Origin of the sequence: Frondihabitans sp. PAMC 28766, assembly GCF_001577365.1 — a bacterium.
Taxonomy (GTDB): domain Bacteria; phylum Actinomycetota; class Actinomycetes; order Actinomycetales; family Microbacteriaceae; genus Frondihabitans.
Genome location: NZ_CP014513.1, coordinates 3,855,543 through 3,881,359, shown reverse-complemented (window position 1 = coordinate 3,881,359; position 25,817 = coordinate 3,855,543). Strand labels below are relative to the sequence as shown.

Below are 25,817 nucleotides of genomic sequence, written 5' to 3'. Positions count from 1 at the left end.
ACTTCGAGTACGTCGGCACCAGCGATCGCTGACGACCCGAACGAAGGAGGACGACGCGTGCTGCTCGGGCTCCCCAGTCACCTCGCTCCGCAGAGTTCGAGTCGCGCCATCGCCCGGGCGTGCCATGGCGTGGCGACCGTCCTGCTCGTCGCCGCGACCGTCATCCTGCTCGCCGGGCAGTTCTCCGACCGGTCGCTCGTGCTCTGGCCCGCACTGCTCGCTCTCGTGCCGATGCTCGCTCTCCTCGTCCTGGTCGAGCGCATCCGCTCGACGATCTCGACGATCGCGTACCTCGCGGTCGGCGCCGCAGCGGTCTACGTCTACGCGGTCACGGTGCTGTCGCAGTTCAGCTTCGTGAACTCGTCCGACGCCTTCACCGTCTCGCTGCCGAAGCTCGCGCTCGTACTGGTCGGCGGCAGCGGCCTCTACGCCAAGCGCGGGCCCCTCTGGGCGACGTTCGGGCTGGTCGCCGGCGAGATCGCCACGCAGATCGCCACCTGGCAGGCCGGTGCGACGCCTCGCGTCGACGTCACGACCCTGCTCGGCTACGTGTTGATCGTCGCCACGATGGGCGTCTCGTTGATCGCCCGCGACCGCGCCCAGCACCTCCAGCCCAACCTCCACCGCGCCGCACGCGACCAGCAGATCTCGGTCGTGCGCCACGAGATCGAGCAGCAGGCGTCGGCCATGGTGCACGACACGGTGCTCAGCCACCTCGCCGCGATCTCGGTTGCGCCGAGCGGCCCGCTCGACGAGGGCCTCGTCACCGCCATCGAGCGCGACCTCGCCACGATCGTCGGGCAGGAGTGGCTGCACGACGCGATCGCCGATCTGACGGCCGTCCAGGGCACGTGGGAGGCGAGCGAACTGGCTTTGGCCGTCGAGCAGGCGCGTCGCGACGGTCTCGACGTGGTCGTGACAGGAGACGTCTCGGCTGTCGGCCGCCTCGACGCCGGTGTCCGCCGTGCCCTGGCCCTGGCCGTCGCGCAGTGCTTCGCGAACGTGCTCAAGCACGCCGGCACCCGCGACGCAGAGCTCGTGCTCTTCGGGTCGGGCGCCGACGTCTCGGTGATGGTCATCGACAACGGCGTCGGATTCGACGAGTCGGAGACTCCCGACGACCGTCTCGGCCTCAAGCACTCCATTCGCGCGCGGGTCGAGCGCGTCGGCGGATCGGTGCAGGTGTGGTCGTCGCCGGGCAGTGGCACGTCGGTCATGTTCGGCCTGCCGGTTGCCCGCCAAGCTCAGGCGCCCGCCGAGCCGCGGCCCGAAGCGGGTCATGGTGACGCGGCTCCGGCTCAGGCACCGCCCGAGGTGGCGGTCGCCAGCGCGCGAGAGCAGGAGGCCGCGGCTGAGTGGGCCGCCGAGCCCGACCTCGAGAGCGACTTCGAGTCGGGCTACGAATCGGGCTTCGAACGCGGGGACGAGCACGACGACCGCCCGGAGGACGCCGCGTGAGCGATCGCGAGGCGACAGCTCAGCAGGCCGACCCCCTGGGCGTTCTCAATCAGCGCCCGGTCGCCGTCGTCATCGCGCTCTTCGCCGTCGCTCTTGCCGTGGGCCGGGCCGCGACCGGTCACGACCCCGGCACGAACACGGCGCTCGCGGTCGTCGCGGTGGTCGTCGCGGCCGTCGGGGCGCTCGTCATGATCCTGGCCTCGAATGCCTTCCGCGCGCCGTTCACCCGGCGCTCCTTCGTCGTCCTCATGGCGTGCGGCTGCCTCGGCATGGTGCTCGAGGCCGCCGCGAGCTACGGGCACGACTCGATCATCCGCGACGACTGGGGCAGCACGGTCGTGGGCCTGCTGCTCTTGGCCTGCGCGCCCTTCCGTCCCGGTCGCGACATCGTCGCAGCCACAGCCGTGGCATCGGTCGTCTCGATCGTCGTCGTCGCCCTCGAGGCGCCCTACTTCACGGCTGCCGCGCCGAGCCTCCTCTTCGTCGTGGTGGGCACCACTCCGCTCGTGGCCCTCGGTGCGGCCAGCACGATCTACTCGACCACCTTCGTCACTCTTGTGAGCCAGTGGCTCGAGCGAGCCTCGTCGATGACCGTCGAGAGCGCCCGCGAGATGCGCCCCGTGATCGCCCGGTCGGTGCAGCAGGATCGTGTCACCGGGCTCAACCGCGAGGTCGTCCCGTTCTTCACCGACCTGCTCGAGCGGGGCGAGACCACCGAGGTCGATCGTCTTCGCGCCTCCGAGGTCGCCACGGGCATCCGCCAGCGCATCGTCGACGAGTCGGATCGCTCCTGGCTCGAGCAGGTGCTGATCGACGTGTGCCCCCTCGGGCAGAGCGGCACCGTGATCGACCGCTCGCACCTGGCCGAGCAGATGAACGGCGATCAGCGCACGGCTCTCCGCGCCGTCGTGAACGCCATCGCGGTCGACCCCGATACCCGGGCGTCGAGCCTCGGCATCGTCCTGCACGACGATGCCCCGTTCGTCCGCGCTCTCGTGCGAGTCGAGAGCGCCTCCGCCGACGTCGCCATCCGGCAGCACTACGCGTCCTATCTCGCCGTCCTCCGCATCCTCTTCCACGATCTCCAGATCGACGTGAGCGGATCCTTCCTGACACTAAGGTTTTCTTATGACCAGCACTGACCCGAACGGTAGCCGCACCCTCCGATCGAGTGGTGCTCGCCCCCAGCCGGTCGCCTCATGGAACAGCGCCTCGACCGAGGCGCCGTCTCAGCGTCGCGTCCGCCTGGCCATCCTCGACGACCACGAGGTGCTGCTCGACAGCCTTTCGAGCTGGATCAACGTCAACGCGTACGACTTCGACCTCGTGCTGACGGCGCACACCTGGCTGCAGCTGGTGCACAGCGACAACTTCCCGACCGACCTGGTCTTCCTCGACTTCCAACTCAAAGAGCCCGTCTCGATCGAAGCCCGCGTGCGCACCTGCCGCGCCGCCGGGGCGAAGGTCGTCGTGCTCTCGAGTCTCGACACGCGCGAGTCGCGCGAGCGCGCTCTCGATGCGGGGGCGAGCGCCTTCCTCTCGAAGGCCCTGCCGATGCGCGAGGTGATGGACGCCGCCCGCCAGGTGATGGGTGTCGCCCGCGACAACGCCCCGCAGCGCGACTGGCGGCCGCTCCCCGTCGGCGCCTCCAACCAGAGTCGTCCCAAGCTGTCGGCCGGCGAGGCCGAGGCCTTCCGTCTGTACGTCTCCGGCTTCTCGACCAACGAGGTCGCCCAGCAGATGAACGTGCAGTACGAGACGGCCAAGACCTACCTGCGCCGCGTCCGCGAGAAGTACGCCAAGGCCAACCGCCCCGCGTCGAAGAAGGCCGAACTGATCCGGCGTGCCGCCGAAGACGGCTACCTGCAGTAGCGCTGCTCTCGATGGCAAAGCTCTGATCTCACAACAATGGCAAAACTCTATTTTCGCTACGGGGCGATGAACTCCGGCAAGAGCACCGCGCTGCTCCAGGCCGCCTACAACTACGAAGAGCGCCACCAGAACGTGCTGCTCGCGAAGCCCGACACCGACACCAAGGGTGACGACGCGATCGTCTCGCGCCTCGGCGTGACCCGGGCCGTCGACTTCGTGGTGGCGCCGACCGACGATCTCCTCGAGGTGTTCACCGCCGCACGAGCGGGTGCCGTCGAGGCGACAGGATCCGACGTGGCCTGCCTCCTGGTCGACGAGGTCCAGTTCTTCACGCCGCGGCAGGTCGACGACCTCCTGCGCGTCGCAGTGCTCGAGAACATCCCCGTGCTCGCTTACGGCATCCGCACCGACTTCCGCACCCGCGCCTTCGCCGGCGCCGAGCGCCTGTTCGAGGTCGCGCACTCGCTCGAAGAGCTCAAGACGATCTGCCGCTGCGGCCGAAAGGCGATGTTCAACGCGCGCCTGATCGACGGCCGCTACGTGTTCGACGGCGACCAGGTGGCCATCGAGGGCGCCACAGTCACCTACGAGCCGCTCTGCGCGGCGTGCTACCTCGACGAATCGGGCGGCGTGCTGGCCTGAGGTCGTCGGTCGTCGGGTTCAGCAGCGGGCGCCGGCGGTCAGCCGGCCGAGATCTCGAGCTCGCCCTGGTCGGAGACCACGGTCACCTCGACGCTCGTCGTGCCGGCGGCGGGCAGAGCGACGCTGCAGTCGAACGTCGTGCCGATCACGATCAGCTCGGAGGTCGGACACTGCACGCTGCCGGGTGTGATGTGCACCCGCTGCACGATGGCCGAGGTGATCGCGCTCTCCGTGAGGGACTGCGAGTACACGTACGAGGTCGTCCCGTCGCCGTCCTCGGGGGTCGCACCGATGGGCGCCTGCGCGGGAGCCGTCGCCCCGGCCGTGGGCAACGTGCTCTGATTCGCAGTGCGCTGAGCGGCCGAACCGATGTCCAGGAGTCTCACCGCCGTGACGGAGTTGCCGACCAGCAGCAGCACGCAGATCACGATGCCGATGATCGCGTGCGGGCGGCCTCGGGCGATCTGCCCGCCGCGGGCGATGCGTGCGGCGCGGACCAGGCCGACGATCCCGAACGGAATCCCGGCGATCAGGGCTGCGAGAGCGAGTACGTCGATGATCAGAGCGACGGCGGTGCCCGCCGCGCCGAGGACGCCGCTCACGCGGATCCCCACGAAGACCGGCACCAGAACGAGCGCGAGCAGCGGCAGCGTCAGCGCCCAGCGGGCAGGGAGGTTGCGGTCGGCCGACACGGCGCCCCAGTCGGCCGGGCCGAGCCCTCCGGCCGGCGAGCAGTACGGGTGGGCGCGCCGGAGGGAGCGCCGGGGCCGTACGTGACTACCGGAGGGGCCGGAGCCCCCGGGGCGTTAGCGACCCACGCGGTGGGCGGGGTGAAGGGTGTGTCGCTGGACGGTGGGGCCGACGGGCCCGTGACGGCCTGGAACCGGGCGACGCCCGTGGCATCCTGCGCCGTCTGGCCGGTGGCCTGGTGCACCTTTGCCGCCTGAGTCGCATCAGGAGCCGACGGGCCTCGCGACGTCGTCTCGGCAGAGGCCCGGGCGTTGCCGGCCTCACGCAGGCTGCGGCGCGACGGGAACGTGCCGTCGGCGGCAGGGCCGACAACACGCTCTGGGGTGCCAGGGGCGCCGCTGGCGTCGGGCTGTGGGTCTGCGGCGGCTTCGGTGCCCGCGGGGGTCGCTGGGCGCTCGTGGAGCGTGTCGGTCGTCCACCGCGAGCCGTCCCACCACCGGTAAGGTGCCGCGCCGCTGGGGTCGTCGTACCAACCTGCCGTCGGCACCTCGGTCGCGGTGTCGGTCACGGAAGCAGCCCGCCTAGGTCGGCGAGGTCGGACAGGCCGGAGCCTGTCGCGACGAGGGCCTGCGCACCCAGCGCGAGAAGGCACACCAGGATCACGAGGACGCCCTCGCTCCGTCTGGCCGGTGCGCCCTCGGCGACGAAGAGGTGCGCTCGAGCCACGCCCAGCACCCCGAGAAGAAGCCCGGCGAGCACGGCGACGGCCACGGCGACCCCGGTCCAGCTGGTGGCGAGTGGCGCGCCCCAGACCGCGACGACCGCCTGGTAGAGCAGGCCGATCAGCGCGAAGCCGGCCCCGAGGTTGGCGAACGGGTTGACTCCGGTCGGCTTGTGCCCCGCCGGGAGCGTTGCGACGAAGGGGGTGCCGGTGCCGTAGACGGCGTGGTCGTCGAGCGAGGCGTGCGGGCTGTTGGCGACCCAGGCGTCAGGGGCGTGCCAGTCCGGGGCTGCGGCCTGCGGGCTCTGCGGGGCGGCGACCCGGAGGGGGTTGAGAGGGATGTAACGCTGCGGATCAAGTGGGACGGTGTATTCGTCGGCGGGCTGCCGGGTTGCTGGCTCGGCGGGTCGCACGTCCGCGTGCTGCGAAGCGTGCATCGGCCCGAGGTCGGTCGGGGCGTCGATCGTGGGGGTGCTGCCCGCCTGACGGAGGCTGCGGCGGCTGGGCAGCAGCGCGGAGACGGCGGTGCCGGCCGCAGTCGCGGAGACGGCGGCGCCGGCGGGTGCGGGTGCGGCTGCGGTTGCGGTTGCGGCAATGGCGGCGGGCGCGGCAGTGGGCGCGGTGTCATCCTGGCGGTGCGTGCTCGTGCGCGTGCTCCAGCGGTCGCCGTCCCACCAGCGGTACGGCGCCTGCGAGCTGGGGTCGGGGTACCACCCGGCCGTCGGCCGCTCGGTCATCGTCTCGCTCACGCGTTCCCCCAGAGAAGTGGTTGCACCCACCGTACGAACCCGCGCGGCACCCCGGCGAGCCCCACTTCCGGGGTCGCCCTAAAGGGGGACCCACAACACCCGTTGCCGACGTTCGGCCGATTCCGCCCCGCCCGTTCCGTCCCGCCGTCCCGTCCGGCCGTCCCGTCCGGAGGAGAAGCTGTCCCCTGAGACCCCTGGAGCGCCCCAAGCCGCCGCGATCTCCTCCCGAAGGCACGGCGCGGGCGTGACACGCGAGCAGAGCGAGGCGCGAGCGGCAGCGAGCCTATCTGGCACCGCCGCGCCGCCGGAACGGCGGGCTGGAAGGGGAACGAAAAATTGGCCAGGCCCACAGGCCCAGCCAATTTGTTCGTCGGGGTAGCGGGATTCGAACCCACGACCTCCTCGTCCCGAACGAGGCGCGCTACCAAGCTGCGCCACACCCCGAGGTGTGTCGGTGCCGTTCGGCCCGCAAGCGGACCGTGCGAAGCACCTCCGGAAGTCTAGCCGATCTTTGGGGCGCCGCGCGTCACGCCCCCGCGGTCAGCGTCACGAGCACGGCCTCGGGCCGGCAGGCGAACCGGAACGGGGCGTAGATCGACGTGCCGATGCCGGCCGAGACCTCGAGGTCGGCCGTCCGGAGGGCGTGCGTCCATGTGCTGAGCCCGGCCACCTGGTCGCGGGGGATGTCGCAGTTGGTGACGAGGGCGCCGTAGCCGGGCAGGCAGACCTGGCCGCCGTGGGTGTGGCCGGCGAAGATCAGGTCGGCGCCGTTGGTCACGAACGAGTTGAGCACCCGCTGGTAGGGCGCGTGGGTGAGGCCGATACTGACGGCGCGGGGGCCGTCCTCGTCCTGCCAGCCGACGTTCTCGCGCAGGTCGTCGAGAGCGCCGGGGATCTTGTCGAGTCTCGCCCAGCCGCGGTGTGCGTCGTTGACGCCGAAGAATTCGAGCCGCGAGCCCTTCAGCTCGAGGGCGCGGGCCGTGTTGTTGAGGTCGAGCCAGCCGTAGTCGTCGAACGAGTCGGTGAGTCGGTCGTTGTCGAGCATCACGGGCTTCTGGCCGGCCCGGCTGGGGCCGCCGAAGTACGTGAGCGGGCTCTTGAACTTCGGCGCGATGTAGTCGTTCGACCCGTGCACGTAGACGCCTGGCACGCCGTCGAACGGCTCGAGCGCGTAGCCGAGCGCGTCGTAGGCATCGACGTGGCCGAGGTTGTCGCCGGTGTTGACGATCAGGTCGGGTTCGAGCACGGCCAGCCCGCGGATCCACTCCTGCTTGTCGGTCTGCCACGGGGCCATGTGGATGTCGGACAGGTGGAGGATCGTGAGCGGACGGGATCTTGCCGGCAGGATGCCGAGGGTCTCGCGGCGCACGTGAAACCGATTGCGTTCGACGAGCGCCCCGTAGGCGAACGATCCGGCCGCGCCGAGGGCGGCCAGGGTCGCGCCGGCGAGGGCGGTGTCGCTGCGGCGGCTCACGAGCAGTTCCCGGGGTCTTTGCCGTCGGTGCCGCCGCCGACGCTGAGAGCGATCGCGGCTGTCTTGGCGGCCGAACTGCCACCGGCCGGGTTCGACGACTGCACGTCGCACTTCTGGCTGTCGTCGGTCTTCGTGTAGGTCACCGTGACCTTCGAGGTGTCGAATCCGGCGTTCTGGAAGGCGCTGATCGCGGTTTTGAGCGGCTGGCCGGTGACGGTGGGCACGGTCGTCGCGAGCGAGCCGTCGCTGGTGTAGAAGGTGATGCGCTGGCCTTTCGCGACGCTGGTGCCGGCGACGGGGTCGCTGGCGGTGACTTGGCCCTGGGGCAGAGCGGAGGCCTGAGTCCCGGCGATCGAGTAGCCGAGACCGGCGTTGATCAGCGCGCTCTCGGCCTGGTCGCTGGTGAGGCCGGTGAGGCTCGGCACCGTGACGCCCGATCCGGAGATCTCGCTCTGCGGCGGGTCGGTGAAGGTGCCGCCCGGGTAGACGCCGTTGTTGGCGTTCTGCACGTTGTAGAAGAGCGACGCGCGCGACGAAGCGTACTGCCCGTGCGGGCCGTACATCAGCCGCAGGCTCGTCTGGCCCTCGACGTTGCCCATCCACGTGACCGTCGTCAGCGCCGTGGTCGAGCCGATCAGCCAGATCTGGTCGGCCTTGTCGGTCGTACCGGTCTTGGCGAACATCTGGCCGCCGTTGCCGGGGTCGGCGCCGACGGCAGTGCCGCCGCCCGTCAGCGTGCCCTTCATCGCGTAGACGACGCCCTGCGCGACCTCGGGCGAGATGGCCTGCTTGCAGCTCTTCGGTTGGCCGCCGAGGTCTTTGCCGTCCGGCCCGACGGCCTTGTCGACCACGATCGGCGAGCAGTACATGCCGTTGTCGGCGATGGCGGCGTAGGCGGCGCCCATCGTCAGCGGGGCGACGTAGTTCGTGCCGAGCACCGACGACGGGTTGTCTTCGAGCTGTGCCCCGTCGGCGCGGTGGACGCCGAGCGACTCGGCGGTCGAGCGGATGTCGCAGAGGTCGAGTTGCTGCGCCATGGCGACGAAGGCGACGTTCACCGAGAGCGCGGTGGCCGTCTCGACGCTCATGTAGCCGCGGATGTAGCCCTCGTCGTTCTTCGGCGTGTAGGTCGGCCCGACCTGCTTGCCGCAGGCCGTCGAGGTGTCGAAGGTGCGGGGTGTCGCGTCGACCTCTTCGTCGAGCCCGTGACCCTTCGCCAGCCAGTCGGCCAGCGTGAACGCCTTGTAGGTCGACCCGGTCTGGAATCCGCCGGAGTTTCCGTAGGCCTCGTCGGTCGAGTAGTTGAGCGACGTCTGCGTCGAGTTGCCCGAGCCCGCCGTGTAGTTCTTGTTCTGGGCCATCACGATCACGCGACCGGTGCCGGGCTGGATGGAGTCGACCACGCCGCCGAGGTCGAAGCGCGTCTCGGTGTTGGGGGCGTACGAGTCGATCTGCGCCTTGGCGTTGTTGTTGAGGTCGAGGTTGAGCGTCGTGTAGATCTTGTAGCCGCCGGTCTTCCAGTTGGCCTCGCGCTGGGTTTTGTTCGCCCCCAAGAACGAATAGTTCTGCACGTTGCGCTGCACGTAGTCGCAGAAGTTCTGCGCCCCGTTGTACTGGGCGGCGATCGCCGCGCAGCCCTGGCGCGGCGGGCTCAGCTTGACGTAGCTCGCGGGGTTGCTCGCGACGGCCGCCGTGTAGTCGGGCGTCGACAGGTCGCCGAGCTGGTTCATGCTCTTCAGGATCACGTTGCGGCGCGCCTCGTTGGCCGGGTAGTTCTTCGGCGTCGCGAGGTTGCGCGACGTGGGGTACTGCACGATCGCGATCAGGCTGGCCGCCTGCACCGGTGTGAGGTTCTGGGCGGTCGTGTTGTAGTAATGCTCGGCAGCCGCCTCGACGCCGTAGGCCTGATCGCCGAAATAGGCGATGTTGAGGTATGCCAGAAGGATCTGGTCTTTGGTGTACTTCTTCTCGAGGCCGATCGCGAGCTTCATCTCCTGCAGCTTGCGACTGATCGAGGTGTCGGTCGCCTCGGCGGCGAGCGACTTCTGCTGGGCGAGTGTCGGCGCATTCTGCGCCTGCGCGAGACGGATGTTCTTGACGAGCTGCATGGTCAGCGTCGACCCACCGCCGCCCGCGCCGAGCGAGCCGCCCGAGATCGTGCCGAACGCCGCGCGCACCAGCGATGTCAGGTCGACGCCGCCGTGCTCGTAGAAGCGGCGGTCCTCGCCGTCGACGGCCGCCTTCTTGAGGTTGGGCGAGACTTGATCCCACGTGAGGTTGACGCGGTTCTGGTCATAGAGCGTGGCGAAGGGCACCTGCTTGCCGCCGGAGGTGGCGTAGAGCGTGTTGCGCTGCTGCAGCTGGCCGATCGAGATGTAGTCGGGGAGGCTCTGGAAGATGCCCACCGAGCTCGAGGCCGTCACACTGCCGACAGCCAGAGCCGGGGTCACTCCGATCGTGACGAGCAGGCCGGCGAGGGCGGCGAAACCGACGAAGCCGAGCACGGCCCCCACGGTCGACGTAGGCCTCTTTTTTTGGGCAGACATAAGATCAGGGTAAGTGATCGACCGCACCGCCTTACTGAACGGACACCGAATATGGTCCTCTGGGAGTACTTCACAGCCCCCCTCATCAACCACAACACGACAGCGATCCTGAACAACTTCGGGTCGGAGGGGTGGGAGCTCGTGTCGGTCCTCCAGGGGGCCGAGGGTGGACTCGTGGCCTACCTCAAGCGCCCGGTCGAGGGCTCGAAGTGACCGGGGTCGAGACGCGCCTGGCCGAGCTGGGTCTGACGCTGCCCCCGGTGGCTGCGCCCGCCGGATCCTACGTGCCCGCCGTGTACTCGCGCGGCACCGTCTACACCTCCGGGCAGCTGCCCTTCGTCGACGGCGTACTGCCTGCCACGGGCAAGGTGGGCGACGGCGACGGTCTGGTCTCACCCGCTCTGGCGCAGGATCTGGCGCGCCAGTCGGCCCTCAACGCCCTCGCCGCTGCGAGCTCGGTGCTCGGCACGCTCGACCGCGTCGTGCGCGTGGTCAAGGTGGTCGGCTTCGTCGCCTCCGACCCGTCGTTCTCGGGCCAGCCGCGTGTCATCAACGGCGCCTCCGACGTGCTCGCCCAGATCTTCGGCGACAAGGGCGCCCACGCCCGCAGTGCGGTGGGCGTGGCCGCCCTGCCTCTGGATTCGCCCGTCGAGGTCGAACTCGTCCTCGAGGTGGAGGACTGAGGAGGCCCGCCCTTACCGGGCCCACCCTTACCTTTTCGGCGCGATCTGGCCTTTCAGGAGGCCAGGACGAGCCGAAAAGGTAAGGGTTCGGGTCACGCTCAGCCGATTTTGATGGCGTTCATCACGCTGGTGTCGGCCAGCGTCGTCGTGTCGCCGATCTCCCGGCCTTCGGCGACGTCGCGCAGCAGTCGGCGCATGATCTTGCCCGAGCGGGTCTTGGGCAGCTCCTGAACGATCATGACGGTGCGCGGCTTGGCGATCGCGCCGATCTCGTGGGCGACGTGCGCGCGGAGGGCGGCGACGGCATCCTCGGGTGTCATCGTGTCGACCTGAGAGGTGCGCAGGATCACGAACGCCACGACCGCCTGCCCCGTCGTCTCGTCCGCCGCCCCGACGACGGCCGCCTCGGCGACGATGGGGTGCGAGACGAGCGCCGATTCGATTTCGGCCGTCGACAGGCGGTGCCCCGAGACGTTCATCACGTCGTCGACGCGGCCGAGCAGCCAGATGTCGCCGTCCTCGTCCTTGCGAGCTCCGTCGCCCGCGAAATAGTAACCCTGGGATTTCCCAAGGGATGCAGCCTCGAACTTGCTCCAGTACGTCTCCTTGAAGCGCTCGGGGTCGCCCCAGATGCCGCGGAGCATCGACGGCCACGGCTCGGTGATCACCAGCAGGCCGCCCTGGCCGTTGCCGACGGGGAGCCCCTTGTCGTCCACCACGTCGATCGAGACTCCGGGCAGCGGCACCTGCGCCGAGCCGGGCTTCAGAGTCGTGAGGCCGGGCAGCGCCGAGATCATGATCGAGCCGGTCTCGGTCTGCCACCAGGTGTCGACGATCGGGGTCTTTCCGCCGCCGATCACGTCGCGGTACCAGACCCATGCCTCGGGGTTGATCGGCTCGCCGACGCTGCCGAGGAGGCGCAGCGACGACAGGTCTCGTGATCCGGGGATCTGCCTGCCGGCCTTCATGGCACTGCGGATGGCCGTGGGGGCGGCGTAGAAGATGCTGACCTTGTACTTCTCGATGAGATCCCACCAGCGGCCGGGCTCGGGGGAGTCGGGCGTGCCCTCGTAGACCACCTGCGTGGCGCCGTTGGCGAGCGGGCCGTAGACGACGTAGGTGTGTCCGGTGATCCAGCCGATGTCGGCGGTCGACCAGTAGACGTCGCTCTCGGGGTGCAGGTCGAAGACGTTCTTGTGCGTGTACGCGGCCCCGGTCAGGTAGCCGCCCGAGGTGTGGAGGATTCCCTTCGGTTTGCCGGTGGTGCCCGACGTGTAGAGGATGAACAAGGGGTGCTCTGCGTCGAACCCCTCGGCCACGTGCTCGGGCTCGGCCTCGGCCATGAGGTCGTGCCACCAGAGGTCGCGGCCCTCTTGCCACGCGACCTCGTTGCCGCCGCGCTTGATCACGATGACCTTCTCGACGGAGGTCGACCCGTGTGCGCTCACCTCGAGGGCTTCGTCGACGGCGGGCTTGAGGGCCGAGACGGCGCCCTTCCGCCAGCCGCCGTCGGCCGTGATGACGAGCTTTGCCGCCGCGTCGTCCACCCGGGCGCGGATGCTCTCGGCGCTGAAGCCGCCGAAGACTACGGAATGGACGGCGCCGATGCGGGCCACGGCGAGCATCGAGACGATCGCCTCGGGGATGAGGGGCAGGTAGATGATGACACGGTCGCCGGCGCGGACGCCCAGCGACAGCAGCACGTTGGCAGCCTTCTTGACATCGGCGGTGAGCTCGGCGTAGGTGATGGTGCGGGTGTCTCCCGGCTCGCCCTCCCAGTGCAGAGCGACGCGGTCGCCGTTGCCGGCTTCGACGTGACGGTCGAGGCAGTTGTAGGCGACGTTGATCTGCCCGTCGGCGAACCACTTCGCGAACGGCGGGTTCGTCCAGTCGAGCACCTGGGTGAACGGCTTCTGCCACGACAGCAGGTCGCGGGACTGGTCGGCCCAGAAGGCCAGGCGATCCGTTCGAGCGGCCTCGCCGAGCGCCGATGTCGCCACGGCGTTCGCCGTGAACTCGTCGCTCGGGGCGAAGCGGCGGGTCTCGGTGAGGAGGTTGTCGATGTTGTCAGCCATGGGGCGTCCTTCCGCGTCATTGCGTGGGCCGTTGGTCGGCCCGACTCGAGCGTATAGCCGCAATGAGAACTCTGCAGATTCCCACGTTGCGATTCCTTGCGCAGGCGTCGCTTTGGGGTACACTCATTCGAGTCGGACTTGTTCCGACTGGCGACGCACTCGATTCCCCCAATCACGCGTCGCCGTGGCGGCACCCGTTCCCCCCAACAGGTGCCGCCCCTCTCTTTTTAACCGCCCTGGCGCTCGGGCCACTGCGACAGGTGTCGAATAGTGTCCGTGCGGTCGGGCCACACGTCATGTCCTCCACAGGGCCGACATCCGCACCGTCCCGGGCGCGGGGGTGTGCAGAACCGTCTACGACCAGGGCTTCGGCTCTACCGTCGAGCATGATCTGCACGCCAGCGCCCCGGTCCCGCCCATTCGCCCACCTCACCGACACGGCACCGTCAGGGGCATTCGTCGTCGGCGGCTCTCGCGCGACCGCGAATAGCCGGGGTACAGACGAGTCGAACGGGGTACAGGTCCTCGCGCAGCGGTCGGTGCCCGATCAGTTCGGGCCGCTCGCGCGGATCCTGGCCGACCCGGCGGTCACCGACGCGTTCGTGAATGCGGCCGGAGACGTCTGGGTGGTCCGCGGCTGCGGCGTCGAGCCTCTCCTGGCGCTCCGGCTCGAGCCCGACGAGGTGCGTCGGCTGGCTGTCCGCCTCGTGGCTCTCGGCGGCCGCCACGTCGACGAGGCCACCCCGTGCGCCGACGTGCGCCTCGCCGACGGTCTGCGAGTGCACGTCGTGCTGCCGCCCGTGGCGCGCGACGGCACCGTGCTGTCGGTCCGGGCCCCTCGGGTCGGCATCCTGCGGCTGGACGATCTCGACGACGGCCGGTACTTCTCGTTCGTCGATCGCGAGGTCGTCGAGCGGCTCGTCGCGCGCCGAGCGAACCTGCTGATCACGGGTGCGGCCGGCACCGGCAAGACCACTCTTCTGGCAGCCCTTCTGAGCGGCGCGCCACCGACGGAGCGGATCGTCACCATCGAAGACGTGGCCGAACTGCGGGTCGACCATCCGCACGTCGTCGCCCTCGAGACGCGGCAGGCCAACCTGGAGGGCGCGGGGCGGATCGACCTCGCCCGGCTCGTGCGCGAGGCCCTGCGCATGCGGCCCGATCGGCTCGTCGTGGGGGAGTGCCGGGGCGTTGAGATCCGCGAGCTGCTCTCGGCCCTCAGCACCGGGCACGACGGGGGCGCGGGCACTCTGCACGCTAACGGACTCGACGCGGTCCCGGCCCGGCTCGAAGCTCTCGGGGCGCTCGCCGGTCTGACGCCCGAGTCGGTCGCCCGGCAGGCCGTCAGCGCCTTCGACGCGGTGCTGCATCTCGAGGCGGTGCCGGGCGACAGAGGAGGGACGGTGCGGAGGATCGCGGGGCTCGCCTCGTTCACGCTCGACGCGTCCGGTCGGCTGCAGGTCGATGCGGAGGGGTGAGGTGGGGCGTCGTGGCGGAGATCGTGGTGGTCGAGCGGGTGCCGGTGGCGCCGCGAATGCGCTCGAGCGCGTGGCGATCCTGCTCGAAGCCGGTGTCGGCCCGGCGGCGGCATGGCGGCACGTCGGGGACGGTGCCGCGGCGGCGGGCGAAGTCGACACCGCACAGCGCGCGCTCCGCATGGCGGCGGCGCTCGCGCGGGGCGAGCGAGGCGGCCCCGCCCTCGCGGCAGAAGGCGCGGCGACGGATGGGCTGGGGGCGGCCGTGTCGGTGGCAGCCGGATCTGCCGCGTGGCGTCAGGCCGGCGCCGCGTGGCAGGTGGCCGAAGAGAGCGGCAGCCCGCTCGCGCCGAGCCTCCGCTCGGTCGCTCGCTCGCTGCGAGCCCTCGCCGAGGCTCAGCGCGATGCCGACGTCGCCCTGGCCGGCCCGACCGCCACGGGCCGGATCGTGCTGGCGCTGCCCGCCGTCGGGGTCCTGCTCGGCGCCTTTCTCGGCTTCGACACCATCGGCGTGCTCCTCCGCCCCACGGGCTGGCTGCTGCTCGCGGTCGCCGCCGCCCTCGTGCTCACCGCGCGAGCGTGGAACTCCCGGCTGGTCCGCTCCGCTCGGCCGGCCGACGCCGTGCCGGGTCTCGAGCTCGAGCTGCTGGCAGTGGCGCTCGCCGGCGGCGGAGCCTGGCCGGCAGCCCGCGACCGGGTGCGCGCGGCCCTCGACGCACACTGCCCGCGCCAGGCGGGGCGGCAGGATGCCACGGCCCGAGTCGACGAGATCGCCCACCTCTCCGAGACGGCCGGCGTGCCCGCAGCAGAGCTCTTGCACTCGGCAGCCACCGAATGCCGCCGCGACGCCCGAGCCCGGGCCGCGATGGCGACCGAGCGGCTGGGAGTCGCGCTGATGCTTCCGCTGGGGCTCTGCATCCTGCCGGCCCTCGTCGCCGTGGCGGTCGTGCCGATGGTCGTGGCACTCCTGTCCTCCACAGGGCTGGGTTTCTGACGAGTTCTCCACAGATCCGGAATCGGGGCCCACGGCCCCGAGCAGGATCGCAACACTGAAAGCCCACCGACGAAAGGCTCCGATGACATTTCCTACCTCTCTTATGCACGACCGCCTTCAGCACCACCGGCTGCTGCGCGGCCTCGGTGACGACCGCGGCGCGGTCACCGCCGAGTACGCGATCGTGATCATGGCGGCGGTGGCTTTCGCCGGCGCCCTGGTGGCGGTGATGCGCTCCGGGGCCGTCCAGGGCATCTTGACCGACCTCGTGCACAAAGCACTCACGATCGGATGACGGGTTCGGATCGTGGCAGTGTCACCGTCGAGTTCGCGCTCGTCGTTCCTTCTCTTCTCCTCGTCATCGCCGCGGGGGTCGGTGCGATCGGCGTCGCCGCCCAGGCGATCAGGCTCGCCGATGCAGCCGGCATCGTGGCCCGCGCCGAGGGGAGGGGAGACGGGCGGGTCGCCGCCGAGGCACGCGCGGCGCTCGCCGACGGGGCCAGTGTCTCGGTCGAGCGCGGGGCGCTCACCTGCGTCCGCCTCGACCGGTCCGCCGACCTCGGTCCCCTGTCCGGCGTGGTCCCGCTCTCGGCTCGCAGCTGTGCGGCGAGCGGCGGAGGGTGAGGCGCGGCGCGGCTCAGTGGGCGAGCGGGGCACGGCGACCGTCGTCGGCGTGGCGATCATCGCTCTCCTGCTCTTCGTGGTCGCCGCTGCGGCGTTCGCGGCGAGTCTCCTGGTCGAACGGCACCGAGTCGCAGCGTCGGCCGATGCCGCCGCCCTGGTGGCAGCCGACACCGCCGCCGGGCGTCGCTCGGGTGACCCTTGCGCCGAGGCGGCCGTGGTCGCCGAGGCGAATCGGGTGCGCCTCGTCGGCTGTCGGGCGAGCGGCTCGAGCGTCACCGTCAGAGCGGCCTCGATCGGCTCTCCGGTGCCCGTCGGGGCCACCGCGACGGCCGGCCGGCCGCCCTCGTGACACCGGGGCCTCAAGGTGTGTTCCTAGAAATGAAGAGCGAGACCCGGGCCTGGTGTGTGTATGGTGTGCCTGTCGGGTGCACCGGCAACGAGCGATCTCACCGATCGCCAGGGCGACGAAGCCGTCGGGCACCTGTCGACCGCGTCGTCGAAACTCAGGTCGCCCGAGGTCGGGCCTCACGCTCCGCCTCTTTCGATCCCCTTCGATTTCCGGTCTCCAAACCGTCTGCGCAGTTCGCAGGCAGTCCTTTCCATCATTCAAGGAGTCCCGTGCCAGGCACGAAGAAGCTGGTCATCGTCGAGTCGCCCGCCAAGGCGAAGACGATCGGCCAGTATCTGGGCAGCGGTTACGAAGTGCTGGCGTCCGTCGGCCACATCCGCGACCTCGTCGAGCCCAAGAACCTGCCGGCCGAGCTGAAGAAGGGCTCGCTCGGCAAGTTCTCGGTCGACGTCGAGAACGGCTTCGAGCCCTACTACGTCGTCTCCGATGCCAAGAAGAAGACCGTCGCCGACCTCAAGCGCGCCCTCAAGAACGCCGACGAGCTCTACCTCGCAACAGATGAAGACCGCGAGGGCGAGGCCATCGCGTGGCACCTGCTGCAAGAGCTGAAGCCCAAGGTGCCGGTCAAGCGCATGGTCTTCCACGAGATCACCAAAGACGCCATTCAGAAGGCCCAGGAGAACACGCGCGAGCTCGACACGGCGCTCGTCGACGCGCAAGAGACCCGTCGCATCCTCGATCGCCTCTACGGCTACGAGGTCTCGCCGGTGCTCTGGCGCAAGGTGGGCCCCGGCCTGTCCGCCGGGCGCGTCCAGTCGGCGGCCACACGACTCGTCGTCGACCGCGAGCGCGAACGCCTCGCCTTCGTCTCGGCGTCCTACTGGGACCTCGCAGCGATCTTCTCGCCGACCGCCGAGCGCTCTCCCTTCCCGTCACGTCTCGTGCGCGTCAACGGCTCGCGCATCTCGTCGGGCCGCGACTTCGACGATCGGGGCAATCTCAAGGGCGAGGCGACCACCCTCGACGCCGAGACCGCGCAGGCCCTCGCCGAGGCGCTCTACCGCCCCGACGTCACGGCAGTCGTGCAGTCGGTCGAGTCGAAGCCGTACACGCGTCGGCCCGCCGCCCCGTTCACGACGTCGACACTGCAGCAGGAGGCCGCGCGCAAGCTCCGGTTCTCGGCCCGACAGACGATGAGCGTCGCGCAGTCGCTCTACGAGAACGGCTACATCACCTATATGCGCACCGACTCGCCCAACCTGTCCCAGCAGGCGATCGACGCGGCGCGCTCGCAGGCCAAGCGCCTCTACGGCAATGACACCGTGCCCGACAAGGCACGGATGTACAGCGGCAAGAGCAAGAACGCCCAGGAGGCCCACGAGGCGATCCGCCCCTCGGGCGACACCTTCAAGACGCCGACCGAGCTCGAGAGCACGCTGCGCGGCAACGACTGGAAGCTCTACGACCTCATCTGGAAGCGCACTGTCGCCTCGCAGATGGCCGACGCCAAGGGGTCGACGGCCTCGGTCGTCGTCGCAGCCACCACGGCTCAGCCGGTCACCGGCATCACCCCTGGCGCGACCATCGGCGGCACGATCGCCGAATTCGTCGCCACCGGCACCGTGATCACCTTCCGGGGGTTCCTCTCCGCCTACGAAGAGGGTCAGGACGAGGACCGGCACGCCGCGGACGCCGCCCCGGCCGACGCGAAGCTGCCCGTTCTCACCGAGGGCCAGGCTCTCGCCGTCGACGACGTCGAGGCGAAGGGGCACGACACCAGCGCTCCGCCGCGCTACACCGAGGCCAGCCTGGTCAAGACACTCGAAGAGCTCGGCATCGGTCGCCCCTCGACGTACGCGGCGATCATGTCGACCATTGTCGACCGCGGGTACGTCACGCCGCGTGGCACGGCTCTCGTGCCCAATTGGATCGCCTTCTCGGTGGTCCGGCTGCTCGAAGAGTATTTCGGCGACCTCGTCGAGTACGACTTCACCGCCAGCATGGAAGACGACCTCGACCTCATCGCGGGCGGCGAGGCGGACCGGGTCGACTGGCTCAACGGCTTCTACTTCGGCAACGAGACCCACCGAGGCCTCCGCAAGGTGATCGACAACCTCGGCGAGATCGATGCGCGCGACATCAACTCGATCCCGCTCGGCGAAGGCATCACGCTGCGGATCGGCCGGTACGGCCCCTACCTCGAAGCGCCCGGCGACGACCCGGAGACTCCGCGTCGTGTGAACGTGCCCGAAGACCTCGCCCCCGACGAGCTCACACCTGCCAAGGCCCGCGAGCTCATGGACGCGCCGGTGATCGGCGACCGGGTGCTGGGTGTCAATCCCGACTCGGGCAAGGAGGTCGTCGTCAAAGACGGTCGCTTCGGCCCCTATGTGACCGAGCGCACGCCCGAGGCCGAACCCGACATCGCGGTCGACGCCGAGACCGGTGAGATCATCGACGCGCCTGCGGAGGTCGCCGAGACGGCTGCTGCCGTCGCCGCTTCCGCCGAGGGCGGGACGACCCTGACGAAAGCGCCGCCGAAGAAGGCCGCCGCAGCGAAGGCCCCTGCCAAGAAGGCGCCAGCGAAGAAGTCGGTGCTTCCTAAAGAGCGCACCGCCTCCCTCTTCAAGTCGATGAGCGTCGACGCCGTCGACTTCGAGACCGCGCTCAGACTGCTCGACCTGCCGCGCACGGTGGGCGCCGACCCGGAGTCGGGCGAGGAGATCCTGGCCCAGAACGGCCGCTACGGCCCGTATCTGAAGAAGGGCGTCGACACCCGGTCGCTGACCGACGAAGACCAGATCTTCACGATCGACCTTCCCGGCGCTCTCGAGCTCTACGCCCAGCCGAAGTACGGCGCGAGGCGCGCCTCGAGTGCCCTCAAGGAGTTCGAGGCCCCTGACCCGGTCAGCGGCAAGGCGATCAAGATCAAAGACGGCCGCTTCGGCGCTTACGTCACCGACGGCGAGACGAACGCGACGATCCCGCGCGGCGAGACCGTCGACGACGTGGACTTCGATCGCGCCGTGCAGCTGATCGCCGACAAGCGTGCCAAGGGCCCCGTCAAGAAGCCTGCCGCCAAGAAGGCCGCGGCGAAGAAGCCTGTTGCCAAGAAGTCGCCCGCGAAGGCGACGGCTGCGAAGGCGACGGCTGCAAAGACGACGGCCGCGAAGGCGACCACGACGAAGACTGCGGCGACGCGCAAGGCTCCGGCGAAGAAGACCGGCAACCCGACCACCTCGCCTCCCGAGTCGAAGTAGTGGCCGGACTCTTCATCACGCTCGAGGGGGGAGACGGCGCCGGCAAGTCGACGCAGGCCGCCCTCCTCGAGACGTGGCTGCGTGAGCAGGGCGAGACCGTCGTGCGCACCCGCGAGCCGGGCGGCACCGACCTCGGCGCCGAGATCCGAACGATGGTGCTGCACCGGCGCGGCCACATCGCGCCCCGCGCCGAAGCCCTGCTCTATGCCGCCGACCGCGCCCACCACGTCGCGACCGTCGTGCGCCCGGCGCTCGACCGTGGCGAAGTCGTGCTGCAAGACCGCTACCTCGACTCGTCCGTCGCCTACCAGGGCGCGGGCCGCGTGCTCGACCCGACCGAGGTGCGCGAGCTCTCGCTCTGGGCCACCGGCGACCTGCTGCCCGACCTCACGGTCCTGCTCGACCTCGACGAGTCGTCCAGCCGCTCGAGGCTCGACGCCGCGCGCACCGGGTACGACCGTCTCGAGGCCGAGCCCGAGAGCTTTCACGCGCGTGTGCGCCAGGGTTTTCTCGATCTCGCCGAGGCAGAGCCCGAGCGCTTCGCGGTGCTCGACGCGACTCGCCCCGTCGACGACATTGCGGCCCTCGTGCGCGAGCGCGTCGCCGGTATGCTGAACTGACCATGGGCGTCTGGGATCACCTCACCGGGCAGACGGAGGCCATCCGCGGCTTCGCAGCCGCCGCGGCGCTCCCGCCCGATCGTCTCGCCCCGGGCAACGGCGCTCCGGGCGTGACTCCGCTCGAGAACCTCGCCATGACCCACTCCTGGCTCATCACCGGGCCGCCCGGCTCCGGCCGGTCGAACCTCGCCTACGCCTTCGCGGCGGCGCTTCTGTCGCGCGGCCCCGACGACGAGGCGCAGACCATGCGCCAGGTGCAGGCGCGCACCCACCCCGACCTCGCCGTCCTGAGCACCGAGCGCGTCATCATCACGATCGACGAGGTGCGGCAGCTCGTCACCGCGTCGCAGTTCTCGCCGTCGGTCGGGCGCTACCGTGTCGTCGTCATCGAAGACGCCGACCGCATGACCGAGCGCACGTCCAACCTCCTGCTCAAGGCGCTCGAAGAGCCGCCGCCGCGCACCGTCTGGATCCTGTGCGCTCCGAGCGAGGCCGACCTCATCCCCACCATCCGCTCGCGCGTCCGCAGCGTGCGGCTGCGGGTGCCGTCGACCGAAGACGTCGCAGCGCTCCTCCGCGACCGCGACGGGGTCGACCCCGAGACGGCCGAGATCGCCGCCCGCGAGGCCCAGAGCCACATCGGCATGGCGCACCGCCTCGCGACCGACCCCGACGCGCGTGCCCGCCGTCGGCAGACCCTCGAGACGGCACTCGGCATCCGCAGCGTCGCCGACGCCGTCATGGCCGCCGCCACGCTGCTGTCGGTCGCGGGCGACGACGCCAAGGCGATCACCGAAGAACGTGACGCCGAAGAACGCGAGAGCGCGCTCCGCAGCCTCGGCGTCTCGCCCGGCGGCACGATCCCGCCGGCCCTCCGCGCACAGCTGCGCGCCCTCGAAGACGACCAGAAGCGGCGGGCGACCCGGTCCCTCCGCGACGGGATCGATCGCATCCTGGTCGACCTGCTCTCGCTCTACCGAGACGTGCTCTTGCTGCAGCTCGGAGTCGAGGGCGAGCCCATCAACCAGGCCATCCGCTCCGCCCTCGACGACGCCGCGCGTGCGTCGACCCCCGCGTCGACCCTGCGTGTCATGGACGCGATCAGCACCGCGCGCACCAGGATCGACGGCAACGTCGCCCCCGCCCTCGCCCTCGAGGCCATGCTCGTCGCTGTCAGCCGCCACGCCGTTCGATAGGCCAGGATGCCAGCATGACCGACGACGCCACCCCTCCCGGCCTCCGCGAGCGCAAACGCCTCGCCACCCGCAGAGCCATCCAGGTGGCCGTCCTCCGCCTCGTCCACGACCTCGGCTACGACGCCGTCACAGTCGAGATGATCAGCCGCGAATCCGAGGTGTCGCCTCGCACCTTCTTCAACTACTTCCCCTCGAAGGAAGACGCCGTCGTCGGCGACCCGCCCACCATGCCCACCGGTGAGGCGCAGGATGCCTTCGCCCGCGGCGAGCCCACCGGCCGACTGCTCGGCGATGTGATCGAGCTGCTCGACCGGGCGATGGAAGCCAACATCACCGACCGTGAACTCGTGCGGAGTCGCCGCGGGGTGCTGCGCCAGCACCCCGAGCTCTTCGCCCGCCGCAGCGCCTCCATGCACGAATTCGAAGGCGAACTGCTCGAGATCCTGACGCATCGCATCCAGCACGACCACCCCGCGCTCGCAGCCGACCCGGCGGCGCTCGCCAGCCGAGCGCAGGTCACGGCCCTCGTGACGATGGCGGCCCTGAGGCACGCCTGGGCCGAATGGCTCGAAGAGCGCGACGATCTGCGGCAGGACGGCGCTGTCGAAACGGGCCTCCGAGCCCACCTCGACAAGAGCTTCGCCACCCTCGGCGACGTGCTGTCACAAGACGCCCCGCGCATCGGGTAAAGTATCTGACTGTGCCTCGCGGGCCCTGCCTCGCGAACACGCCGCCTTAGCTCAGTCGGTAGAGCGTCTCACTCGTAATGAGAAGGTCGTCAGTTCGATTCTGACAGGCGGCTCACGATCAGCGCGCAGGGTTCCGCTTCGCTTCGCGCCGCGTTCCCGCGTTGTGCTTGTGCCGCGGGCGACTTCGTCGCCGCGGGCGCCTTCGGCTCGCGATCAGCGCGCGCAGGGTTCCGCTTCGCTTCGCGTCACGTTCCCGCGTTGTGCTTGTGCCGCGGGCGACTTCGTCGCCGCACGGGCCCGGGAGACACAGGGGCGGTGCTCGAGGGGATTCCTCCCGTGGAGGTGCGGGCGGCGAGTGTTACGCCGCGGGAGGATGCATTCGGGAGGGGAATTCGACGGCGGATCCTCCGGGGGTGGCGGCTGCGAGGGGAAAATCCTCCCGTGGGCGCCGGGCGCCCCGGGTTTCCTCCCACGGCAATGGGGGTTCCTCCCGGGCGGGGGCTTCCTCCCGGGCGTGAATCGCCTGGGGAGGAAATGTTGGCGGGCGATCCTCCCAGACGCCCGGCCGGCACCCGGCGGTCACCCCGGCGCGCCTTCCTCCCGCAACCCTGCGACGAAGCGCAGGACAGAGCGCAAATGTTACGGGTGGCCGCAGGTGCGGCGGCAGGTGACCCTCGGTGCCGCAGATCTGGCTAGGGTGGAGGGCGGCGCGACAGCACGCGCCCCGCACCCGCCTGCCGAACCCGCCCATCACCGCCCGCGCCCAGCCCTAGCGCTCTCGCCGAAAGCAGCCTCCCATGTCGTTCCACAATCGCCCCGTCGCGCGCCGACCCCGTCGCATCCTGACCCTCTCCGCCGCCGCCCTCGGCATCGCCCTCGTTGCCACCGGCTGCTCGTCGTCGAACAGCACGTCGACCCCGAGCGCCAGCGCCACGAAGGCCGGCGCCTCGCAGATCACCGGCACCGGCAACGTCTCCGTGCTCTACGCCGGGTCGCTGCTCGGCCTGATGGAGAACACCGTCGGCCCCGCCTACGACAAGGCCACCGGCTTCACGTTCGCAGGGATGGGCGCAGGATCCAACGCGCTGGCCACCGAGATCAGCGGAAAGACCATGAAGGCCGACGTCTTCATCAGCGCGGCCCCCGCGGTCAACCAGATGCTCGAGGGCTCGACGAACGGCGACTGGGTGTCGTGGTACGCGACGTTCGCCTCGTCGAAGCTCGTGATCGGCATCAACCCGAAGTCGAAGTTCGCTGCCGACCTGACCTCGAAGCCGTGGTACGACGTCGTGGGCGAGCCCGGCTTCAAGCTCGGCTCGACCGACGCGCTCACCGACCCGAAGGGCAAGCTGAGCGTCGAAGCGCTGAACAATGCCGCGAAGAGCGAGAACAAACCGGCCCTGGCGACGATCGCCAAGTCGTACAACAACGTGCAGCCCGAGGAGTCGCTGGTGGCCCGCCTGCAGGCCGGCCAGCTCGACGCCGCGTTCTTCTATGCGAGCGAGGCGAAGGCGGCGAAGCTCCAGACCATCCCGCTGACCGGCCAGAATCTCAAGGCGATCTACACGATCACCGAGGTCAACCATGCGCCGAACTCGAAGGGCGCGCAGGCGTTCATCCAGTACCTGCTCGGCTCGAAGGGTCAGGCGGCGATGAAGAAGTTCGGCTACGACATCACGTCGCCGGCGACGGTGACGGGCACAGGCGTGCCGAAGAGCCTGTCGAGTCTCGTCAGCAAGTAGGCGGGTGACGCCGCCTGCGCCGCCGTGCGCGCCAGTAGGCTGACCGCGATGAGACGCAGCCCGCTGACCTACCTGGGCTCTCTGCTCGCGCTCTACCTGCTGGTGCCGCTCGTGGCGTTCGCGGTTCGCTTCGCGGTCTCCGACGACCGGGGCTTCGGCGCCCTCGGCCTGGCGTCGGCGTTCTGGACGTCGGTCGGCACGGCGAGCGTCTCGACGGCGATCATCACGGTGCTCGGCGTGCCGCTCGCGTATGTTCTGGCGCGCTCGCCGGGGCGGCTGTCGCGGGCCGTCGGCGTCCTCGTCCAGCTGCCCTTGGCCCTGCCACCCGTGATGAGCGGCATCGTGCTGATCTACATCGTCGGGCCGTACACGGCGCTCGGGTCGCTCTTCGGCGGCGAGCTGACGAGCACCTTCGTCGGCGTGGTCATCGCCCAGACGTTCGTCGCGTCGCCCTTCCTCGTGATCGCGGCGCGCTCCGCGTTCAGCGCCCTCGACCCCGCCCTCGACGACCTCGCCGCGACGATGGGACATCGCCCGCTGGCGCGCTTCCTCCGGGTGGCGCTGCCGGCGGCATCGGGTGGGATCGGCGCCGGCATCCTGCTGACCTGGCTGCGGGCCCTGGGAGAGTACGGCGCGACCGTGCTGCTCGCCTACCACCCGTACACGCTGCCGGTCTTCACGAACGTGCAGTTCCAGGCGACCGGTATTCCGGGCACGCAGGCTCCGACGGCCCTCGCGCTCGGCATCGCGATCGTGGCCGTGCTCGGCGTGCCGTTCGCCGTGGCGCGCCTGCGCGCCGCGTTGCGGGCCAAACGGGCACGCGACGGGTCTGCGGGCTCAGCCGGGGCAGCTGCAGCCGGGGCAGCTGCAGCCGGCCCAGCCACGGCTCCCGGGTCAGCCGCCGCCCGGCCGCCCTGCGACACGCCGCCCACCCCCGTGTCGTTCGCCCTCGACACCCGGGCCGGCCGCTTCCACCTCCGCCTCCAGCACGAGAGCGCCAGCCACCGGATCGCGATCCTGGGCCCGTCGGGCTCGGGCAAGTCGATGACCCTGCGCGCCATCGCCGGCCTCCTGGGCGAGGCGGCAGGATCCGTGCGGTTCGGAGGCGAAGACGTCGCGTCCGTCCCCACCGAGAGTCGTCACGTGGGCTACGTGCCGCAGGGGGAGCGCTGCTGCCGGGCCGCACCGTGCGCGAGCAGCTGACGTTCGGGGTGGGGGCCGATGCGTCCGTCGCATCCTGGTGGCTTCGCATCCTGCGGCTCCAGGGCCTCGAGGGCAGGATGCCGGAGCAGCTCTCGGGCGGCCAGCGACAGCGCGTCGCTCTCGCGTCGGCTCTCAGCCGCCAGCCGCGCGTGGTGCTGCTCGACGAGCCGTTCTCGGCCCTCGACGCCCCCGTGCGCGAAGAGCTGCGGCAGGAGCTGCGGCGGCTGCAGCGCGAGACGGGCCTGTCGACGGTGCTCGTCACGCACGATCCGGAAGAGGCGGCGCTCTTGGCCGACGAGATCGTGGTGATCGCCGACGGTCGCCTGCTGCAGGCCGGGCCGCGCGCCGAGGTCTACCGCCGACCCCGCTCGCCCGAGGTGGCGAGGCTGCTCGGCATCGAGAACCTCGTGCGGGGCGTCGCCGAGGCGGCCTCGTCCGTTTCGAGCGCCGGCGTGACGCTGGAGACGCCCGTGCACGGTGTCGCGAGGGGCGTGCCGGTGCTGTGGAGTGTCCGGCCCGAGAAAGTGCGTGTGGGGGCCGTCGGGTCCCTCCCCGCCCGAGTCGTCGACGTGGCCGACCTGGGGGCCTCGAGCACTCTCACGCTGGCGGTCGGCGACGGGCCCGACCCTCTCGAACTGCGGTCCCGCACCACCGATTCGGTCACCGCCGGCATCGGAGACCGTGTGCGCGTCGACATCGACGCCGACGACTTGTCGGTCTGGGCGTCACCGCGCGAGCCCGTCGCGTGAAAGGCT

The 25,817-nt window shown here is 70.3% G+C and carries 23 protein-coding genes, 2 tRNA genes and 1 pseudogene; 19 read left to right on the top strand and 7 right to left on the bottom strand.

Translation table 11 applies throughout. The features are described 5' to 3' along the window. Positions 1–57 precede the first annotated feature (57 nt). From AX769_RS18575 to AX769_RS18560, 4 genes are read left to right on the top strand one after another with little or no spacing between them, the layout of a single operon-like run. Positions 58–1,458 carry a sensor histidine kinase gene (locus AX769_RS18575; RefSeq protein ID WP_157887726.1) on the top strand — a complete coding sequence of 467 codons (1,401 nt, stop codon included), beginning with the start codon at positions 58–60 and terminating at the stop codon, positions 1,456–1,458. Further along, positions 1,455–2,600, top strand: coding sequence for a hypothetical protein (locus AX769_RS18570; protein ID WP_066282185.1), 1,146 nt, complete (start codon positions 1,455–1,457; stop codon positions 2,598–2,600). The genes AX769_RS18575 and AX769_RS18570 overlap by 4 nt, the downstream gene beginning before the upstream one ends. Further along, entirely contained in the window at positions 2,587–3,330 is a 744-nt protein-coding gene (locus AX769_RS18565; RefSeq protein WP_157887725.1) for a response regulator, read from the top strand. Before AX769_RS18570 ends, AX769_RS18565 begins: the two co-directional genes overlap by 14 nt. A gap of 36 nt (positions 3,331–3,366) precedes the next feature. Beyond that, positions 3,367–3,972 (top strand): thymidine kinase, encoded by a 606-nt coding sequence (locus AX769_RS18560; protein WP_066282183.1) that lies wholly within the window; start codon positions 3,367–3,369, stop codon positions 3,970–3,972. 38 nt (positions 3,973–4,010) lie between these two features. On the opposite strand, the gene AX769_RS18555 is transcribed toward AX769_RS18560, so the two are convergent. The 6 genes from AX769_RS18555 to AX769_RS18535 all read right to left on the bottom strand — a co-directional run bounded on the left by AX769_RS18555 (position 4,011) and on the right by AX769_RS18535 (position 10,152). Beyond that, on the bottom strand, positions 4,011–4,664 hold the full coding sequence (locus AX769_RS18555) for a hypothetical protein (RefSeq protein WP_066282181.1): 654 nt from the start codon (positions 4,662–4,664) through the stop codon (positions 4,011–4,013). Continuing rightward, entirely contained in the window at positions 4,625–5,230 is a 606-nt protein-coding gene (locus AX769_RS24260; RefSeq protein ID WP_157887724.1) for a DUF2510 domain-containing protein, read from the bottom strand. The genes AX769_RS18555 and AX769_RS24260 overlap by 40 nt, the downstream gene beginning before the upstream one ends. Further along, positions 5,227–6,132: a DUF2510 domain-containing protein gene (locus tag AX769_RS25775; protein WP_066282180.1), complete on the bottom strand. Its 906-nt coding sequence runs from the start codon at positions 6,130–6,132 to the stop codon at positions 5,227–5,229. Before AX769_RS25775 ends, AX769_RS24260 begins: the two co-directional genes overlap by 4 nt. Positions 6,133–6,502: 370 nt before the next feature. After that, positions 6,503–6,576, bottom strand: a tRNA-Pro gene (locus AX769_RS18545). Positions 6,577–6,658: 82 nt separating this feature from the next. After that, complete coding sequence (locus AX769_RS18540; RefSeq protein WP_066282179.1) at positions 6,659–7,606, bottom strand: metallophosphoesterase; 948 nt, start codon at positions 7,604–7,606, stop codon at positions 6,659–6,661. Beyond that, positions 7,603–10,152: a transglycosylase domain-containing protein gene (locus AX769_RS18535; protein WP_082763931.1), complete on the bottom strand. Its 2,550-nt coding sequence runs from the start codon at positions 10,150–10,152 to the stop codon at positions 7,603–7,605. Before AX769_RS18535 ends, AX769_RS18540 begins: the two co-directional genes overlap by 4 nt. Positions 10,153–10,203: 51 nt before the next feature. Between AX769_RS18535 and AX769_RS24800 the strand changes: the two genes are divergently transcribed. Together AX769_RS24800 and AX769_RS18530 are read left to right on the top strand one after the other, a co-directional pair. Beyond that, the gene (locus AX769_RS24800) at positions 10,204–10,365 is read left to right on the top strand and encodes a hypothetical protein (protein ID WP_204249235.1); all 162 of its coding nucleotides are present in this window, start codon (positions 10,204–10,206) and stop codon (positions 10,363–10,365) included. Next, positions 10,362–10,835, top strand: a complete 474-nt coding sequence (locus AX769_RS18530; protein ID WP_066282174.1) for a RidA family protein — start codon at positions 10,362–10,364, stop codon at positions 10,833–10,835. The genes AX769_RS24800 and AX769_RS18530 overlap by 4 nt, the downstream gene beginning before the upstream one ends. Before the next feature lie 98 nt (positions 10,836–10,933). On the opposite strand, the gene acs is transcribed toward AX769_RS18530, so the two are convergent. Next, complete coding sequence (acs, locus tag AX769_RS18525; RefSeq protein WP_066282173.1) at positions 10,934–12,910, bottom strand: acetate--CoA ligase; 1,977 nt, start codon at positions 12,908–12,910, stop codon at positions 10,934–10,936. A 539-nt stretch (positions 12,911–13,449) separates the two neighbouring features. Between acs and AX769_RS18520 the strand changes: the two genes are divergently transcribed. The 13 genes and pseudogenes from AX769_RS18520 to AX769_RS26115 all read left to right on the top strand — a co-directional run bounded on the left by AX769_RS18520 (position 13,450) and on the right by AX769_RS26115 (position 25,811). Beyond that, on the top strand, positions 13,450–14,388 hold the full coding sequence (locus tag AX769_RS18520) for a TadA family conjugal transfer-associated ATPase (RefSeq protein WP_066282168.1): 939 nt from the start codon (positions 13,450–13,452) through the stop codon (positions 14,386–14,388). Between the two features lie 70 nt (positions 14,389–14,458). After that, on the top strand, positions 14,459–15,379 hold the full coding sequence (locus AX769_RS18515) for a type II secretion system F family protein (RefSeq protein WP_204249234.1): 921 nt from the start codon (positions 14,459–14,461) through the stop codon (positions 15,377–15,379). Between the two features lie 103 nt (positions 15,380–15,482). Further along, a complete protein-coding gene (locus AX769_RS18510; protein ID WP_066282164.1) occupies positions 15,483–15,674 on the top strand; it encodes a DUF4244 domain-containing protein in 192 nt (63 codons plus the stop codon). Further along, positions 15,671–16,003: a TadE family protein gene (locus AX769_RS24255; protein ID WP_066282163.1), complete on the top strand. Its 333-nt coding sequence runs from the start codon at positions 15,671–15,673 to the stop codon at positions 16,001–16,003. The genes AX769_RS18510 and AX769_RS24255 overlap by 4 nt, the downstream gene beginning before the upstream one ends. A 49-nt stretch (positions 16,004–16,052) precedes the next feature. Further along, on the top strand, positions 16,053–16,352 hold the full coding sequence (locus tag AX769_RS24250) for an Rv3654c family TadE-like protein (protein WP_157887722.1): 300 nt from the start codon (positions 16,053–16,055) through the stop codon (positions 16,350–16,352). A 269-nt stretch (positions 16,353–16,621) separates the two neighbouring features. After that, positions 16,622–19,612, top strand: a complete 2,991-nt coding sequence (gene topA, locus AX769_RS18495; protein WP_066282159.1) for a type I DNA topoisomerase — start codon at positions 16,622–16,624, stop codon at positions 19,610–19,612. Further along, the gene (tmk, locus tag AX769_RS18490; protein ID WP_066282157.1) at positions 19,612–20,232 is read left to right on the top strand and encodes a dTMP kinase; all 621 of its coding nucleotides are present in this window, start codon (positions 19,612–19,614) and stop codon (positions 20,230–20,232) included. Before topA ends, tmk begins: the two co-directional genes overlap by 1 nt. A 2-nt stretch (positions 20,233–20,234) precedes the next feature. After that, entirely contained in the window at positions 20,235–21,428 is a 1,194-nt protein-coding gene (locus AX769_RS18485; protein WP_066282156.1) for a DNA polymerase III subunit delta', read from the top strand. 14 nt (positions 21,429–21,442) lie between these two features. Beyond that, positions 21,443–22,117, top strand: coding sequence for a TetR/AcrR family transcriptional regulator (locus AX769_RS18480; RefSeq protein ID WP_066282154.1), 675 nt, complete (start codon positions 21,443–21,445; stop codon positions 22,115–22,117). 40 nt (positions 22,118–22,157) lie between these two features. Continuing rightward, a tRNA-Thr gene (locus AX769_RS18475) sits at positions 22,158–22,230 on the top strand. 684 nt (positions 22,231–22,914) lie between these two features. Continuing rightward, positions 22,915–23,859, top strand: coding sequence for an extracellular solute-binding protein (locus AX769_RS18470; protein WP_066282152.1), 945 nt, complete (start codon positions 22,915–22,917; stop codon positions 23,857–23,859). Between the two features lie 48 nt (positions 23,860–23,907). Continuing rightward, a pseudogene (locus tag AX769_RS18465) lies at positions 23,908–25,368 on the top strand (ATP-binding cassette domain-containing protein); the annotation flags it as partial. Between the two features lie 71 nt (positions 25,369–25,439). Next, positions 25,440–25,811: a TOBE domain-containing protein gene (locus AX769_RS26115; RefSeq protein WP_369824107.1), complete on the top strand. Its 372-nt coding sequence runs from the start codon at positions 25,440–25,442 to the stop codon at positions 25,809–25,811. Positions 25,812–25,817 lie beyond the last annotated feature (6 nt).

Excerpts from the sequence above, each read along its gene's own strand:
- AX769_RS18485 (WP_066282156.1), top strand. The coding sequence starts at position 20,235 with ATGGGCGTCTGGGATCACCTCACCGGGCAGACGGAGGCCATCCGCGGC.
- AX769_RS18480 (WP_066282154.1), top strand. The coding sequence starts at position 21,443 with ATGACCGACGACGCCACCCCTCCCGGCCTCCGCGAGCGCAAACGCCTC.
- AX769_RS18560 (WP_066282183.1), top strand. The coding sequence starts at position 3,367 with ATGGCAAAACTCTATTTTCGCTACGGGGCGATGAACTCCGGCAAGAGC.
- AX769_RS18565 (WP_157887725.1), top strand. The coding sequence starts at position 2,587 with ATGACCAGCACTGACCCGAACGGTAGCCGCACCCTCCGATCGAGTGGT.
- AX769_RS18535 (WP_082763931.1), bottom strand. The coding sequence starts at position 10,152 with ATGTCTGCCCAAAAAAAGAGGCCTACGTCGACCGTGGGGGCCGTGCTC.
- AX769_RS18510 (WP_066282164.1), top strand. The coding sequence starts at position 15,483 with ATGCACGACCGCCTTCAGCACCACCGGCTGCTGCGCGGCCTCGGTGAC.
- acs (WP_066282173.1), bottom strand. The coding sequence starts at position 12,910 with ATGGCTGACAACATCGACAACCTCCTCACCGAGACCCGCCGCTTCGCC.
- AX769_RS18470 (WP_066282152.1), top strand. The coding sequence starts at position 22,915 with ATGTCGTTCCACAATCGCCCCGTCGCGCGCCGACCCCGTCGCATCCTG.
- AX769_RS24255 (WP_066282163.1), top strand. The coding sequence starts at position 15,671 with ATGACGGGTTCGGATCGTGGCAGTGTCACCGTCGAGTTCGCGCTCGTC.
- AX769_RS24800 (WP_204249235.1), top strand. The coding sequence starts at position 10,204 with ATGGTCCTCTGGGAGTACTTCACAGCCCCCCTCATCAACCACAACACG.